This window comes from Bradyrhizobium sacchari (genome assembly GCF_002068095.1).
GTDB classification, from domain to species: Bacteria; Pseudomonadota; Alphaproteobacteria; order Rhizobiales; family Xanthobacteraceae; genus Bradyrhizobium; species Bradyrhizobium sacchari.
Map to the genome: position 1 here is coordinate 705,756 of NZ_LWIG01000001.1, position 16,614 is coordinate 722,369.

The window sequence follows — 16,614 nt, forward strand, 5'->3', positions numbered from 1 at the left end:
GGAGGGCGTCATGGCAAGCCTGACCATCCGCAAGCTCGACGACGCCGTCAAAACCTATTTGCGGCTGCGCTCGGCCAAGAACCACAGGTCGGTCGAGGAAGAGGTCCGAGTCATCCTGCGGGAGCTGATCGAGGGCCGCGAGGAGCCGCTGACGCCGTTTTCGGCGCCCCCGGCCCCATCCACCGCCTCCACACCCCAGCGGACCGGCGCCGTCCCCGAGGCCAGCGTCACCCTGATCATCGGCGGCGGGATCGCGGCCTATAAGTCGCTGGATTTGATCCGCCGGCTCAAGGAACGCCGCGTCGAGGTCCGCTGCGTGCTGACCAAGGCGGCCCAGCAATTCGTGACGCCGCTGGCCGTGAGCGCGCTCTCGCATGAGCGCGTCTACACCGACCTGTTCGACCCCCAGAGCGAGTTCGACGCCGGCCATATCCGCCTCGCGCGCGACTGCGATCTGATCGTGGTGGCGCCGGCGACCGCCGACCTCTTGGCGAAGATGGCGAACGGCCATGCCGACGATCTCGCCAGCGCCATCCTGCTCGCCACCAATCGAAAGATCCTGCTGGCGCCGGCGATGAATCCGCTGATGTGGAACAACGCGGCAACCCGGCGCAACGTCGCGCAGCTGCAGCGCGACGGCGTGGTGCTGATCGGGCCGAATTCCGGCGAGATGGCCGAGGCCGGCGAGGCCGGTGTCGGCCGCATGTCGGAAGCAATCGAGATCGCGACCGCCGCCGAGCGCCTGCTGCGGCCGCCTGTGCCGAAACCGCTCGCCGGCAAGCGCGTGCTGATCACCGCCGGTCCCACGCACGAGCCTATCGATCCCGTCCGCTACATCGCCAACCGTTCCTCCGGCAAACAGGGTTTTGCCATCGCAGCCGCAGCGCAGGCCGCCGGCGCCGAGGTGATTCTGGTGAGCGGCCCGGTCGATCTCGGCGATCCCCCGGGCGTGACGGTGAGGCACGTGGAATCGGCGCGGCAGATGCTTGAGCAGGTCCAGGCGGCGCTGCCCGCCGACATCGCGATCTTCGCGGCCGCGGTCGCCGACTGGCGCGTTGCCAATGAGGGCGAGCAGAAGCTGAAGAAGACCTCAGCCGGCATGCCGCCGCTTCAGCTGGTCGAAAACCCCGACATCCTCGCGACGATCTCCAAGCTCCCCGAGAAGCGCCCGCCGCTGGTGATCGGCTTTGCCGCCGAGACCGAGCACCTCATCGACAACGCCAAATCAAAACTCGCCCGCAAGGGCTGCGACTGGATCGTCGCCAACGACGTCTCGCCGGCCACCGGCGTGATGGGCGGCGACCGCAACACGGTCCACCTCATCAGCAAGAATGCTGCGAAGAACGGCGAGATCACGGTTGATTCCTGGCCGGTGATGACCAAGGAACAGGTCGCCATCGAGCTGGTCGCGCATGTCGCCAAAAGCGTGACCGGCAAATCCCTGGAGTCCGCATCTTGAGCACGAAAGTCACGGTCGAACTGCAGCGCCTCGCCCATGCCGAAGGCCTGCCGCTGCCGGCCTATCAGACCGCGGAAGCTGCCGGCCTCGACCTGATGGCCGCGGTGCCTGAGGCCGAGCCGATGACGCTCGCGCCCGGCCAATATGCGCTGGTGCCGACCGGCCTTGCGATCGCCCTGCCGCCCGGCTTTGAGGCGCAGGTGCGGCCGCGCTCGGGGCTTGCCGCCAAGCACGGCGTCACCGTGCTGAACTCGCCCGGAACCATCGATGCCGACTACCGCGGCGAGATCAAGGTGATCCTGATCAATCACGGCGCCGCATCGTTCGTGATCAAGCGCGGCGAGCGCATCGCGCAGATGGTGATCGCGCCCGTGGTGCAGGCCGCGCTGGTTCCGGTGGCGACCTTGTCCGCGACCGATCGCGGTGCCGGCGGCTTCGGCTCCACCGGGCGCTAACGCGCGGCAATACCAGCCGAATCTCCCGCAGAATTACGTGCGTATGGAACCGCGCGGCCGGCATTTTTTTGGGGCCGCCCTTGCGTTCACGATCTGGACTCTTACCGGCGGAGTCGCGGTGGGGGTATTGTCTTTTGATTCGCGTGCGGCGGGGGTCGCCGCGCGTAAATCCGTGCGGTCTTGGGGCAACTATGTCAGGCGTGATCGTGTCGATGCGTCGGACGCTGCTGTCGTGCACATCGTTGGCGCGCAACGGCTTGTTGGGCGGCGCTTTCGCAGCGCTGCTGCCGGCCGCGCCGGCTGAGGCCGCCGACCTCGTCGACACGCTCTCCATATTGCTGGACTTCAACCGGCAGGAACTCGCGGTGCTCGCCACCGCGCTGGCCCTGCTCGGCTTTTCGGTCGTGGCCGCGATCCTGCTGATGCGCACGCGCGTCGGCAGGGCGAAGACCGAGGCCCGGCTGCGCGCGCGGATCGGGGAGCTGCAGCTGCAGGCCGACCGCTTCGGCGCGCTGTTGTTCGCCGAGCCGCAGATCCTGATCTCCTGGCCGGCGGGCGACAATCGCGCGCAGATCTCCGGCGACATCTCGATGGTCCTGCCGCGCGATTCCTCGCCGCAGCGCGTGCTGGCGTTCGGAACCTGGCTGCCGCCGGAACCCGCGCTGAAAATGGACCACGCGGTTGACGCGCTGCGTAACCGCGGTGACGGGTTCCAGCTGACGCTGACCACCGCGCACGGCCATACGCTGGAGGCGATCGGCCGCGCCATCGGCGGCCAGGCCATCGTCCGGATTCGCGAGCTCTCCGGACTGCGGCGTGATCTGGCCGAGATCCATCTGCGCTACAAGGCGCTTTCGGACGAGACCGAGATGCTGCGCGGCTTCGCCGCCGCCGCGCCGTGGCCGATTTGGGCCAAGGGCGAGAACGGCGCGCTCACCTTCGCCAACCCGGCCTATGTCCGCGCCACCGAGGCGAACAGCGTCACCGACGCGCAGGATCGCAAGCTCGAGCTGCTCGACAGTGCCGACCGCACCGCGATGGAGCGGGGACTGAAGGATGCCGCCAGCTTCACCTCGCGGCTGCCGATCGTGACCGGCGGCGAGCGGCGCATGTACGACGTCCGCGCCGTCAATGTCGGCAGCGGCAGCGTCGGTGTCGCCATCGATGCCAGCGAGGCGGATGCGCTGAGCTCGGCCCTGGTGCGGATGGCGGAAGCGCATCGCCGCACGCTCGACCAGCTCTCCTCCGGCGTTGCCGTGTTCGACGGCCAGCGCCGGCTTGCCTTCTACAACGATTCCTATCGTCGGCTGTGGGACCTCGACCGCACCTTCCTCGACGCCAATCCCGATGATTCCAGCGTGCTGGACCAGCTCCGTGCCGCGCGAAAACTGCCGGAGCAGCCGGATTTCCGCGCCTGGAAGGCCAAGCTGCACGAGGCCTACCGCGCGGTCGAGACCGCAAAGGACACCTGGTACCTGCCCGACGGCCGCGCGCTCTCCGTCGTCACCACGCCGAACCCGGAAGGCGGCGTCACCTATCTGTTCGACGACGTCACCGAGAGCCTGGAGCTCGCCCGCCGCTTCGACGGCATGATCCGGGTCCAGCGCGAGACGCTGGACAGTCTCGCCGAGGGCGTTGCGGTGTTCGGCAGCAACGGCAAGGCACAGCTGTTCAACCCGGCCTTCGTGCGGATGTGGAAGCTGTCCGCCGACGCCATGCGCGACGAGCCGCACATCCAGACCGTCGAGGGCTGGTGCCATCAGCTGTTCGACGATCCGCAAGTCTGGCGCCAGATCCGCGAGGCCATCACCTCGATCGAGAACCGCGCCGACGTGCCGCTGAAGCTGGAGCGCAAGGACGGCAGCGTGCTCGACGGCATGATCCGCCCGCTGCATGACGGCGCCACCATGCTGACCTTCCAGGACATCACCGACACCGAGAATGTCGAGCGCGCGCTGCGCGAGCGCAACGAGGCGCTGGAAGCTGCCGACCAGATGAAGGTGGATTTCGTCCACCACGTCTCCTACGAGCTGCGCTCGCCGCTCACCACCATCATCGGCTTCGCGCATTTCCTCAGCGACCCCTCGACCGGGCCGCTGACGCCGAAGCAGGCCGAATATCTCGACTACGTCACCAAATCGACCAACGCGCTCTTGGCGCTGACCAACAACATCCTCGATCTCGCCACCATCGACGCCGGCGCGATGAAGCTGGAACTCGGCCCGGTCGACGTCAGCAAGACGATCGAGCTTGCCGCCGAGGGCATCCAGGACCGCCTCGCCACCGACCGCATCCGCCTCAAGGTCGAGATCGCGCCCGATGTCGGCAGCTTCGTCGGCGACGAGAAGCGCGTGGTGCAGGTGCTCTATAACCTCCTTGCCAACGCCGTCGGGTTTTCTCCACAGGATTCCACCGTCGGCATCAGCGCACGCCGCACCGATCGCAGTGTGGTCTTCACTGTGACAGATTCCGGACCTGGAATACCCGCCGACATGAAGGACAAGGTGTTCAACTGGTTCGAAAGCCGCTCGCAGGGCTCACGTCACCGCGGCGCCGGGCTCGGCCTGTCGCTGGTGCGCTCCTTCGTCGAGCTGCATGGCGGCAAGGTGCGGGTGGATTCGATCGTCGGCCGGGGGACGGTCGTGATCTGCGACTTCCCGACCGACCAGGCGGCGCATCGCGACGCCGCCGAATGACAGCGCCCACCACATTCTCCGTCGCGCTTCACAACGAGACGGCCACCGCGCAACTGATGGCCGATCTCGCCCTGCTGGTCGGACCGGGCGATGTCATCACCCTCACCGGCGATCTCGGTGCCGGCAAGACCGCCGCCGCCCGCGCATTGATCCGCTACCTCGCCGGCGACGAGGAGCTGGAGGTGCCGAGCCCGACCTTCACGCTGGTGCAGGGCTACGAGCTGCCGCCCTTCCCGGTGATGCATGCCGACCTCTACCGCGTCGAGGACGAGGGCGAGCTCGAGGAGATCGGGCTGTCGCCGCTTCCCGAGGCGACGCTGGTCCTGATCGAATGGCCGGAGCGCGCACTGTCGGCCATGCCGACGGATCGCATCGACATCGCACTCACTCACCGGCCGGCCCTGGGCTCGAATGCACGCGCCGCCGACATCACTGGCTACGGCAAGGGCGCCGCGCAGGTTGCGCGGCTGAAGGCACTGCGGGAATTCCTCGACGCGTCCGGCTACATCGACGCGACGCGACGGCGCATGAACGGCGATGCCTCGACCCGTTCTTATGCGCGGCTGCTGCGCGGCGACGGGATCGTCATCCTCATGAACTTCCCGCAGCGGCCCGATGGTGTGGCCCTCTACAACGGAAAATCCTACAGCGCCGCGGTGCATCTCGCCGAGAACGTGAGGCCGTTCATCGCGATCGACGAAGGACTGCGCGCGCAGGGAATCTCCGCGCCCGCGATCCATCATTTCGATCTCGACCACGGCTTTCTGATCAGCGAGGACTTCGGCAGCGAGGGCGTGATCGAGGGCGATCCGCCACGCCCGATCGCCGAGCGTTACGAGGCCGCGATCGACGTGCTGGCGATGCTGCACGGCAAGACGCTACCGGAGACGCTGCCGCTCGACGGGCAGACCTACGACATTCCCGCCTTCGACATCGAGGCGATGCTGATCGAGATCGGATTGATGCCGGAATGGTATCTGCCCGATCGCAACGCGCCGCTGAGCGCGGAGAAACGCGCCGAATTCTTCGCGATGTGGCGCGAATTGCTGAAGAAGGCACACGCCGCGCCGAGGACATGGATCATCCGCGACTATCACTCGCCGAATCTGATCTGGCTCGCGGAGCGCAGCGGGATCGAGCGCGTCGGCGTGATCGACTTCCAGGACACCGTGCTCGGGCCGCAATCCTACGACGTGGTGTCGCTGCTCCAGGACGCCCGTATCGACGTGCCCGAGACCATCGAGCTGACGCTGCTGTCGCGGTACATCAAGACGCGGCGCGCGGCTGACGCGGGCTTCGATGCGGCCGGCTTCGCCGAGCTCTACGCCATCATGTCGGCGCAGCGGAACACACGTCTGCTCGGCACCTTCGCCCGCCTCAACCGCCGCGACGGCAAGCCGCATTATCTGCGCCACCAGCCGCGGATCTGGACCTATCTCCAGCGCTCGCTGGCACATCCGGCGCTGGTCCACTTGCGCGATTGGTATCTGGCCAACGTGCCGCCGCCCCAAACGCCGCCGAAGGCCTGATTCGGGCCCGATTTACCGGCTGTTAGCCAAGACCTCGCTATTCTGACGGCGAGGCAGCCGATAAATACGGGGCTGGAGCGGGCAGATGGCGGCTAAGACGGACCAGCGCGGCAACAGCCGGGTTGTTTTCGAACGCGGGATACCGGCCCAGATGATGGGAATCGACGGCACCTGGCGGCGCGACTGCACCATGGAGGACGTCTCCGAGAGCGGCGCCAAGCTGACCATCGACGGCTCGGTCGAGGGCCTGCACCTGAAGGAGTTCTTCCTGCTGCTGTCGTCCACGGGACTAGCGTACCGGCGCTGCGAGCTGGCCTGGGTCAATGGCGACCAGATCGGCGTCAATTTTCTCAAGATCGGCGACAAAAAGAAAAAGGCGCGTTCCGCATCGATTGGGGCGTAACGGCAACACCCGTCGTACAACCGTCACGGCGGGTGGTTAAGGCGGTTGAGACGCGGTGCGGCTAATCAAGTCCCGTGCTAGGATTTGCTGCAAACGCGAAACCAGTGGGTTAGAGAAAGAGTTCTGAGAAGGCAAAGGATGTCCGTCAAGCCGACCAAAGCCATGGTGCTCGCCGCAGGATTCGGCCTGCGCATGCGTCCGCTGACGGACAAGATGCCGAAGCCGATGGTGCCGGTCGCCGGCCAGCCGCTGCTCGACCACGTGCTCGACAAGCTCGGCCATGCCGGCGTGACCGAGGCGGTCGTCAACGTCCACTATCTGCCGGACCAGATCATCGACCACGTCGCATCGCGTCAGCTTCCGCGCGTGACCATCTCGGACGAGCGTGACCAGGTGCTCGGCACCGGCGGCGGTGTCGTCAAGGCGCTGCCGCTGCTCGGCAACGCGCCGTTCTTCCACGTCAATTCCGACACGCTGTGGATCGACGGCGTGCGATCCAATCTGACGCGCCTTGCGGAAAACTTCGACCCCGAGCGGATGGATATCCTGCTGTTGATGGCGCCGACCGCGACCAGCATCGGTTATGGCGGCCGCGGCGACTACGGCATGCTGTCCGACGGCGCCTTGCGCAAGCGCAAGGAGAAAGAGGTCGTCCCGTTCGTCTATGCCGGCGCTGCGATCATGTCGCCGGCGATCTTTGCGGATGCGCCCAAGGGCGAGTTCTCGCTGACAAAGATGTTCGACCGCGCCAACGAACAGGAGCGGCTGTTCGGCCTCCGCCTCGACGGCGTCTGGATGCATGTCGGCACGCCCGACGCCGTGCACGCCGCGGAAGAGGCGTTCCTGGAGAGCGTGGCGTAAGCTTCCCCGTCATTCCGGGGCGCGCGTAAGCGCGAGCTATGGTGCGCAATTGCGCACCTGAGAATCTCGAGATTCCGGGTTCGATGCTTCGCATCGCCCGGGAATGACAGTGGGAGAGCGGGGAAAGACCCCATCCGCACCCATGACCATTCGAGTCCGCCTGCCTATATTGCCGTGATTCCCGAATCAGGCAGCCCATGCGCGTTTTCAGCGTTCCCATCTCAGTTCCGTTCCTGCGCACGGTCGTTACGGCCCTGCTCGATGGCCGGCTGGTGGACGGCTTCGAGGCGCGCAAGGAACCGGCGCGGCTGGCCGATGCCACGCTGTATCTGCCGACGCGCCGCGCCATGCGCGTGGTCCGCGAGATCTTCCTCGACGAGATGAAGGCCGACGCCGTCGTGCTGCCGCGCATCGTCGCGCTCGGCGACATCGACGAGGACGAGCTCGCCTTTGCCGACGAAGGCGAACAGTTCTCGGCCGCCGCCCCGCTCGACATTCCGCCACGGCTCGGCGAGCTGGAGCGGCGGCTGACGCTGGCGCAACTCGTCGCCGCCTGGGCCAAGGGCCCGGTGCTGGCGCCGCTGGTGGTCGGCGGCCCCGCCTCGACGCTGGCCTTGGCTGCCGATCTCGCGCGCCTGATCGACGACATGGTCACGCGCGGGGTCGACTGGAGCGCGCTCGACGGCCTCGTGCCTGACAACCTCGACCGCTACTGGCAGCACTCGCTCGAATTTTTGCGCATCGCGCGCATCGCCTGGCCCAATCATCTCGCCGAGATCAACCGGATCGAGCCCGCAGCACGGCGCGACCTCCTGATCGCGGCGGAAGCGAGGCGGCTGATCGCGCATCCGCACGGGCCGGTGATCGCAGCGGGTTCGACCGGCTCGATGCCGGCCACCGCAAAATTCCTGCATGCCGTCGCCGCGCTGCCGCATGGCGCGGTCGTGCTGCCGGGCCTTGACACCGACCTCGACGACGACGCCTGGCGCACCATCGGCGGCGTGCGCGATGCGCTCGGCAAGTTCGCCGAGCATCCGGCGTCGAACCATCCGCAATATGCCATGCATGCGCTGCTGCAACGCTTCGGCATCAAGCGCAGCGACGTCGAGATCCTCCAGCCGCAGGCCGCAGGCGGTCGCGATCTGCTTGCATCCGAATCGATGCGGCCCTCCGCCAAGACGGAGGTCTGGCACGACCGGCTGAAGCAGCCTGATGTCGCCGCGAAGATCGCGGGCGGCATGGGAAATCTCGCGGTCGTCGAGGCGCCCAATCCTGAAATGGAAGCGCTTGCGATCGCGATTGCGATGCGCGAAGCGCGGCATCTCGACAGATCAGCAGCACTGGTGACGCCTGACCGCGCTCTGGCGCGGCGGGTGATGGCCGCGCTGACGCGATGGGACCTTGCCTTCGACGATTCCGGCGGCGACGTGTTGATGGAAACCTCAGCCGGCGTCTTTGCGCGCCTTGTCGCGGAGGCCACGACCAAAGGCCTGGAGCCGCCGACGCTGCTGGCGATGCTGAAGCATCCGCTGTGCCGGCTCGGCCGCGCGCCCGGCGCATGGAAGGCTGCGATCGAAGACCTCGAGCTGGCGGTTTTGCGCGGCACACGTCCGCCCGCGGGCACGGCTGGCCTCCTGCGCGAATTCAACCGTTTTCGCGACGAGCTCGCAAAATTGTGGCGCAGCGAGGTCTCGGCGCTCCACAAGGCCGAGCCCCGCGCGCGCCTCAAGGCCGAGGCTCTCGATCGCATCCAGGCGCTGATCGGTACGCTGCAAAAAGCATTGGCGCCGATCGAGAGCCTGCCGCCGCCAAAGCCATATGACTTCGCCGAGCTCGCCCACCGGCACCGCGAGATCATGATCGAAGTGTCGCGCGACGAACAGGGCCTCCCGCTCGCCTTCGAGGAGCGCGAAGGCCTCGCGCTCGCCAGCGCCTTCGACGATCTCTTGCGCGGCGGCACGACCAGTGGATTGATGGTACAGCTAGCGGACTACGCGGACGTGTTCCAGACCGCGTTCGGCGACCGCGCCGTGCGCCGTCGCGACAGACCCGGCGCGCGCTTGCAGATCTACGGCCCACTGGAATCGCGCCTGATGCAGGCCGACCGCATCATCATCGGCGGCCTGATCGAAGGCGTCTGGCCGCCGGCGCCGCGCATCGATCCCTGGCTCAGCCGGCCGATGCGGCATGAACTCGGGCTCGATCTGCCGGAGCGCCGTATCGGCCTGTCCGCCCACGACTTCGCGCAATTGCTCGGCGGCGGCGAGGTGATCCTCACGCATTCCGCCAAGGCCGGCGGCGCGCCGGCTGTGGCCTCGCGCTTCCTGCATCGGCTGGAGGCGGTCGCGGGCGAAGAGCTCTGGAAGGCGGCCGTTCGCGCCGGCGAAAAATACGTGCAGTTCGCAGGCGCGCTGGACCAGCCCGACGAGGTCACGCCGATCAAGCAGCCCGAGCCGCGTCCGCCGCGCGCGACGCGGCCGACAAGCATGTCGGTGACCGCAATCGAGGACTGGCTGCGCGATCCCTACACGATCTACGCAAAGTATATCCTGAAGCTCGCGGCGCTCGATCCCGTCGACATGCCGCTGTCGGCCGCCGACCGCGGGTCCGCAATCCACGATGCGATCGGCGAATTCACCGAAAGCTATGCAACGCGTCTGCCCGACGATCCCGCGCGCGTACTGCGCGCCATCGGCGAGAAGCATTTTGCTCCGCTGATGGAGCGGCCCGAGGCCCGCGCGCTGTGGTGGCCGCGCTTCCAGCGCATCGCACGCTGGTTCGGCGAATGGGAGACGGTGCGGCGCGAAGCGATCGAAGGGATCACGGCGGAGACGCGCGGCGAGATCTCAATCAGGCTCGACAACGAGCGCAGCTTCTCTCTCTCTGCCCGCGCCGACCGCATCGAGCGGCGCCAGGGCGGCAGCTATGCCATCCTCGACTACAAGACCGGCCAGCCGCCGACCGGCAAGCAGGTCCGCATGGGCCTGTCGCCGCAGCTGACGCTGGAGGCCGCGATCCTGCGCGAAGGCGGCTTCCCGGATATCGACGCCGGCGCATCGGTGAGCCAGCTCGTCTATGTCCGCCTCAGCGGCAACAATCCGCCCGGCGAGGAGCGCATCCTCGAGCTCAAATACAAGCAGGGCGACGAAGCGCAGCCGCCGGACACGGCAGCCGCCGAGGCGCGCGCCAAGCTGGAGGCGCTAATCCGGGCCTTCGAGGACGAGAACCAGCCCTACACCTCGCTGAACCTACCGATGTGGGCGAACCGCTACGGCACCTATGACGACCTCGCCCGCATCAAGGAATGGTCCGCGGCCGGCGGCCTGGGGATCGAGGAATGGTGAAGCTGCCGCGTCCTATCCCCGACGAGGTGCGCGCGCGGCAGGCGCGCGCCTCCGATCCGACCGCCTCGGCCTTCGTGTCGGCCAATGCCGGCTCGGGCAAGACGCATGTGCTGGTGCAGCGGGTGATCCGCCTCTTGCTGTCGGGCGTGCCGCCGGAAAAGATCCTCTGCATCACCTTCACCAAGGCCGCCGCCGCCAACATGGCCGAGCGCGTGTTCACGACGCTCGGGCATTGGGTGACGCTTGATGATGCCGGGCTCGACGCCGCGATCCGCGCCGTCGGCATCCCGCATCCTGATCGAAAACTGCGCCGCGACGCGCGAAAGCTGTTCGCTTGCGCGCTGGAGACGCCCGGCGGACTGAAGGTGCAGACCATCCACGCGCTGTGCACACGGCTGCTTCAGCAGTTTCCGTTCGAGGCCAACGTGCCCGCGCGCTTCTCGGTCATCGACGAGCGCGACCAGACCGACATGATGGAGCGCGCCAATCTGAAGGTGCTGCTCGAGGCCGCGCGCGACCCTGATAGCGTCACCGGCCGCGCGCTGCTGACCGCGATGGCGAGTGCCGCCGACGTCACCTTCAAGGAGGTCGTGCGCGAAGCCTGTCTCAGCCGCGATCATTTCATGGCCTGGACAGATGAGGCCGGCAACGCCAAAGCCGCAGCGGCGCAGATGGCTGCCGTGCTCGGCGTCGACGCAACCGATCGCATCGAGAACGTCGAGACCGAGATCCTCGACGGACCGTTCCTGCCGCGCTCGCGCTGGGACGACATCGCCTTCGCGCTGGAGGACGGCAGCAAGTCCGACAACGACCAGGCCAGCCGGCTTCGCGAAGCAAAAGTGTTTTCCGGTAGCGCGCAGGTCGATGCTTACCTGTCCGTCTTCCTCACGGACGACAAGCTGCCGCGCAAGGCGGTGCTGACCAAGAAATTTGGCGACAACAACCCATCCGTCGCGCGCCTGTTCGAGGCGGAGGTCCAGCGCCTCGCCGGATTGATCGAGAAGCGCCGCGCGGTGACCATGCGTGACCGCACGGCAGCCCTGCTGCACATCGCGATCGCGGCTGCGGCCAATTACCGCCGCGAGAAGCAGGAGCGCGGCCTGCTCGACTACGACGACCTCATCGACAAGACGCTGGCGATGCTCAACCGCGTCTCCTCGGGCTGGGTGCATTACAAGCTCGACCGCGGCGTCGATCATGTGCTGATCGACGAGGCCCAGGACACCAGCCCCCGGCAATGGGACATCGTCGCGCACATCATTTCCGAGTTCACGGCAGGCGAAGGCGCGCGCGAGGGCCTGAACCGCACGGTATTCGCTGTCGGCGACGAGAAGCAGTCGATCTTCTCCTTCCAGGGTGCCGACCCACATGAATTCGACGCACGCAAGCGGGAGCTAAACCGCAAATTCACTGCGGCTGGGCTGAAATTCGATCCGGTCGATTTCACCTATTCTTTCCGCTCGGGCGCAGCAATTCTGCACTCCGTGGACCATGTCTTCCGAGAGCCCCAGATCTACAAGAGCATCCACTCGATCGACATCGGCCATCCGCTGCACAATTCGCTTAGCGATGCAGGTCCAAGCGTCGTCGAGCTCTGGGATCTCGCCGAGGCCGACGACCGACAAGAAATAGAAGGTTGGCGCGCGCCGTTCGACGGCGTCGCGGTCACCAGCCCCGAGGTCAAGCTTGCCCGGCGCATCCAAACCGAGATCAAGCGGCTGGTCGAAAGCGGCACGCTGACGGGGCATGAGGGTGAGCGGCGTCCGCTGCGCTATGGCGACATGCTGATCCTGGTGCGACGGCGCGGCAACGCGTTCGATGCCGTGATCCAGGCGCTGAAGCACGCCAACATTCCCGTCGCCGGTGCCGACCGGCTCAAGCTCACCGAGCACATCGGCATCATCGACCTGATGAACCTCGCCGACGCGCTGCTGCTGCCGCAGGACGACCTCGCGCTGGCGGTGGCGCTGAAGAGCCCGCTGTTCGGGCTCGACGACGACGATCTGTTCCAGCTCGCCTGGGATCGCAAGGGCTCACTGCGCCGCGCGCTCGGCGAGCATGCATCGACAAGCGAAAAATTCGCAACAGCGCTGCGGCGGTTGGAAGCCTGCGAGATTCGCGCCCGCGAGGAGACGCCGTTCGCCTTCTACGCCTGGCTGCTCGGGGGCGACGGCGGCCGTGCGCGCATCCTGCGCCGGCTCGGCCACGAGGCCAATGACGCACTCGACGAATTTTTGGAGCTCGCGCTGAACTATGAGCGCAAGGCGCCGGCCTCGCTTCAGGGTTTCATGGCCTGGCTGCGCTCGGCCGACACCGAGGTGAAGCGCGACATGGAGATCTCGCGCGATGAGGTCCGGGTGATGACGGTGCACGGCGCCAAGGGCCTCGAAGCCTCGGTCGTGTTCATGGTCGACACCACATCGTCGCCCGCGGACTCGCAGCGGCTGCGGCTGATCCAGGTGCCGCGCGGCAATGGTGGCGAGGTCGTGGTCTGGGCCGGCCGCAAGGCGGACGATCCAAAACCCGTCGTTGAGGCGCGCAAGGCGATGATCGAGGAGACCGAGGACGAATATCGCCGCCTGCTCTATGTCGCGATGACGCGCGCCGCCGACCGGCTGATCGTCGGCGGCTGCATGCCCGGCAACATGAGGACCGTCCGCAAGCTGAGCTGGTACGACCTCATCGACACCGGCCTCTCCGGCGCGGGCCTCGACAAGGAGACGATCGAGACGCCGCTCGGCAAGGTCACCCGATTCGCCCGGCCGGAGGATATCGCCGCGCCAGGCACGCCCGCGACGTCAGTGCTCCAGACCATCGCGCTGCCGGACTGGCTGCGGACACCGGCACCGCGCGAGACCATCGACGACGATCTCGTGCGTCCGTCCGGCCAGTCGACCGAGGACGGCCGCAGCGTACGGACAGGCGAATCGGTGCAGTCCCGGGCGCTGGCGCTGCAACGCGGCACGCTGGTGCACCGGCTGCTGCAATCCCTGCCCGACATCGCCCTTGAGCGCCGGCGCGAGGCCGCGCATGGCTTCATGGCGCGCAACGCCGCGGACTGGCCGGAGGCCGACCGCATTGCGCTCGCCGACAAGGTGCTCGCCTTGATCACGGAGCCGCGTTTTGCCCCGGTCTTTGCCGCCGGCAGCCGGGCGGAGGTCGCCATCGCCGGCCGGCTGGAGCGGCCGGGCCGCAGCCCAGCGCTGGTGTCGGGGCAGATCGACCGGCTAGTCGTTCGTCCGGACGAGGTTTTGATCGTCGATTTCAAGACCAATCAGGCCACGCCGAAGAGCGCCGCCGAGGCCCCGGCGGCCTATATCCGGCAGCTTGCGCTGTACCGGGCGGTGCTGGCCCGGCTTTATCCCCAAAAGCCCATCCGCGCCGTGCTGCTCTGGACCGAGGCCCTTGAATATATGGAGATTTCGGCCCCCGCGCTGGACGCGGCGCTGGCATCCCTTCATCTCGGTGTGAGCGTCCTTGACCCGGCAAGGAGCCGTTCATAGGTTCACCCCATGATCCCGGGCGCGATTCCATGTCGCGCCGATTCTCTTTCAACCGAGTGAGGTACTCCAATGGCCGTTAGCAAGGTTTCCGACGCCGATTTCGAAGCCGAAGTGCTCAAGGCGAACGGCCCCGTGGTCGTCGATTTCTGGGCCGAATGGTGCGGCCCCTGCCGCATGATCGCCCCCGCTCTCGACGAGATCGCCGGCGCGATGGGCGACAAGGTCAAGATCGTGAAGCTCAATGTCGACGAGAGCCCGAAGACCGCGTCGAAGTACGGCGTGATGTCGATCCCGACCCTGATGATCTTCAAGGGCGGCGAGATGGCCTCCCGGCAGGTCGGCGCCGCGCCGAAGGCGAAGCTCCAGCAGTGGATCACGTCGGCGGTCTGATCCGTTTTCCTATCCGATTATTTTCGACAACGGCCGGCGAAATGCCGGCCGTTTGCGTTGATGGGAGGTGTTCAGCAAATGACGAGTCCCGCTCTTGCCAACCTCTTCCGCGAAGCGCGCCCGAAAATCGAGCTCTCTCGTCGCGATGGAGGCGCGCTCGGTCGATGGAATACCGCGGGGCAAGGACTGGCAATACGAGCCGAAATGGGATGGCTTCCGCTGCCTGCTGTCGCGCGATGGCAGCAACATCGATCTCCGCTCGAAGTCGGGCGAGGACCTTGCGCGCTATTTCCCGGAAGTAGTCGACGCCGCCTTGAGGCTGCAGGCGGATCGCTTCACGCTCGACGGCGAGATCGTGGTGCCGCAAGGTAAGAGCTTCTCCTTCGATGCGCTGCTGCAACGCATTCATCCAGCGGCGAGCCGCGTGAAGAAGCTCTCAGAAGAGACGCCGGCGCTCTACCTGGTCTTCGATCTGCTGGCGACGTCCCGCGAGAAACGTCTGGCTGAAAAGGCGCTGAAAGAGCGGCGCCCGGCGCTGGAAGCATTCGCGAAAGCCAACCTCAAAGGCGGCCTCTTCCGTCTTTCACCGGCGACAACGAGTTACGCCACGGCCGAAAGATGGCTGGCGCAATCCGGCGGCGGATCGGACGGCGTCATCGCCAAGCGCATCGACCTGCCGTACCAGGCCGGAAATCGCGACGGCATGCAGAAGATCAAGAAGTTCCGCAGCGCCGATTGCGTGATCGGCGGCTTCCGTTACGCGACCAACAAGCTGGCCGGCCGCAAGGTGGTCGGCTCGCTGCTGCTCGGGCTCTATGATGACGCAGGCTTGCTGCACCATGTCGGCTTCACCTCGGCGATCAAGGCCGGGGAGAAGCCGGCATTGACCGACCGGCTGGAGGCGCTGATCGGTGAGCCCGGCTTCACCGGCAACGCGCCGGGTGGACCGAGCCGCTGGTCGACCGAGCGCTCGGCGAAATGGTGTCCGCTGAAGCCGAAGCTGGTGATCGAGGTGTGCTACGACCATTTCAGCGGCGAGCGTTTCCGCCATGGCACCTCGATCCTGCGCTGGCGCCCGGACAAGGCGCCGCGGCAATGCAGCTTCGTGCAGTTGAAGCAGAAAGTGGCAGATCCGATGAAGCTGCTGAAATGAGCGCAGCTAGTTGATCCAGCCCGTCGCGAGCGCGTGTCCCAGCTCCGGCTGACCATTGCGGCGCGCCAGCGCGGCCATCGCCTCGTGATCGTAGGCGATCTGGCGGAACGTCACTTGCCAGGCGCCATTGGCCAGCTCGAGGATCGCATAGCGCGCATGCGGCGTACCGGCTTCGACGGCATGCGGGAACGGATGCTTGTCGCGATAGCCGGGACTACCGACGCTGCCGGGATTGACGACCAGCCTCCCGTCACGCAGCCGTACCGCGCGGGCGAGATGGGTGTGGGCGCACAGGATCAAGGATTGCGTGATGCCTTGCGCGAACTGCTCGATGCGGTCGAGCGGCGATAGCGCGACGGTGCCGTCGGGGTGCACGGTGTCGAGCCAATAGACTTCATCATTCCCAGGCGTGGCGTGGCAGAGGAACACCTGGCCGCGAAACACGCGCGTCGTCGGCTGTGTGCGGAGCCAGTCGAGTTGCGCGGCATCGAGCGCTTCGTAGGCGGGACGGTCCCACGAGCCCATCTTCTCCGGCGGGCGATCGAGCAGATAGCGGTCGTGATTGCCGAGCACATGCTCGGCGTCGAGCAGCATCAGGATCTCGACGGTGCGGCGCGCATCGAGCGGGCCGCTCAGCATGTCGCCGAGATTGACGATGTCGACGATATCATGCGCGCGGATGTCGGCGAGCACCGCCTCCAGCGCGAGGTAGTTTCCGTGGACGTCGGCGATCGCGGCAAAACGCATTGGCAGTCTCTCTCCCTCGTGCCCCGGACGCGGCGCAGGGCGTAGTGGTGCGCCGCCGAGCCGGGGCCCAGGTT

At 66.8% G+C, this 16,614-nt stretch carries 11 protein-coding genes; 10 read left to right on the plus strand and 1 reads right to left on the minus strand.

All coding sequences use genetic code 11. The features are described from left to right. Positions 1–10: 10 nt before the first annotated feature. The 10 genes from coaBC (at position 11) to A5906_RS03270 (ending at position 15,793) form a co-directional block, all read left to right on the plus strand. Positions 11–1,459, plus strand: coding sequence for a bifunctional phosphopantothenoylcysteine decarboxylase/phosphopantothenate--cysteine ligase CoaBC (gene coaBC, locus A5906_RS03225; protein WP_080133789.1), 1,449 nt, complete (start codon positions 11–13; stop codon positions 1,457–1,459). Continuing rightward, positions 1,456–1,914, plus strand: a complete 459-nt coding sequence (dut, locus tag A5906_RS03230; RefSeq protein WP_080133790.1) for a dUTP diphosphatase — start codon at positions 1,456–1,458, stop codon at positions 1,912–1,914. The genes coaBC and dut overlap by 4 nt, the downstream gene beginning before the upstream one ends. 191 nt (positions 1,915–2,105) lie before the next feature. Then, positions 2,106–4,610 carry a sensor histidine kinase gene (locus A5906_RS03235; protein ID WP_080133791.1) on the plus strand — a complete coding sequence of 835 codons (2,505 nt, stop codon included), beginning with the start codon at positions 2,106–2,108 and terminating at the stop codon, positions 4,608–4,610. After that, a complete protein-coding gene (gene tsaE / locus A5906_RS03240; protein WP_080133792.1) occupies positions 4,607–6,139 on the plus strand; it encodes a tRNA (adenosine(37)-N6)-threonylcarbamoyltransferase complex ATPase subunit type 1 TsaE in 1,533 nt (510 codons plus the stop codon). Before A5906_RS03235 ends, tsaE begins: the two co-directional genes overlap by 4 nt. A gap of 85 nt (positions 6,140–6,224) precedes the next feature. Then, the gene (locus A5906_RS03245; RefSeq protein WP_080133793.1) at positions 6,225–6,542 is read left to right on the plus strand and encodes a PilZ domain-containing protein; all 318 of its coding nucleotides are present in this window, start codon (positions 6,225–6,227) and stop codon (positions 6,540–6,542) included. A gap of 138 nt (positions 6,543–6,680) precedes the next feature. Further along, positions 6,681–7,403, plus strand: a complete 723-nt coding sequence (locus A5906_RS03250; RefSeq protein WP_080133794.1) for a nucleotidyltransferase family protein — start codon at positions 6,681–6,683, stop codon at positions 7,401–7,403. 197 nt (positions 7,404–7,600) lie between these two features. Next, positions 7,601–10,747, plus strand: a complete 3,147-nt coding sequence (gene addB, locus A5906_RS03255; RefSeq protein ID WP_080133795.1) for a double-strand break repair protein AddB — start codon at positions 7,601–7,603, stop codon at positions 10,745–10,747. Continuing rightward, on the plus strand, positions 10,741–14,250 hold the full coding sequence (gene addA, locus A5906_RS03260) for a double-strand break repair helicase AddA (protein WP_080133796.1): 3,510 nt from the start codon (positions 10,741–10,743) through the stop codon (positions 14,248–14,250). The genes addB and addA overlap by 7 nt, the downstream gene beginning before the upstream one ends. 69 nt (positions 14,251–14,319) lie before the next feature. Then, positions 14,320–14,640, plus strand: a complete 321-nt coding sequence (trxA, locus tag A5906_RS03265) for a thioredoxin (protein WP_008540017.1) — start codon at positions 14,320–14,322, stop codon at positions 14,638–14,640. 145 nt (positions 14,641–14,785) lie between these two features. Continuing rightward, positions 14,786–15,793, plus strand: coding sequence for an ATP-dependent DNA ligase (locus A5906_RS03270; protein WP_080133797.1), 1,008 nt, complete (start codon positions 14,786–14,788; stop codon positions 15,791–15,793). A gap of 6 nt (positions 15,794–15,799) precedes the next feature. Here the strand turns inward: A5906_RS03270 and A5906_RS03275 are convergent, their stop codons facing one another. Then, positions 15,800–16,540: a metallophosphoesterase family protein gene (locus tag A5906_RS03275; RefSeq protein WP_080133798.1), complete on the minus strand. Its 741-nt coding sequence runs from the start codon at positions 16,538–16,540 to the stop codon at positions 15,800–15,802. Between the last annotated feature and the right edge of the window lie 74 nt (positions 16,541–16,614).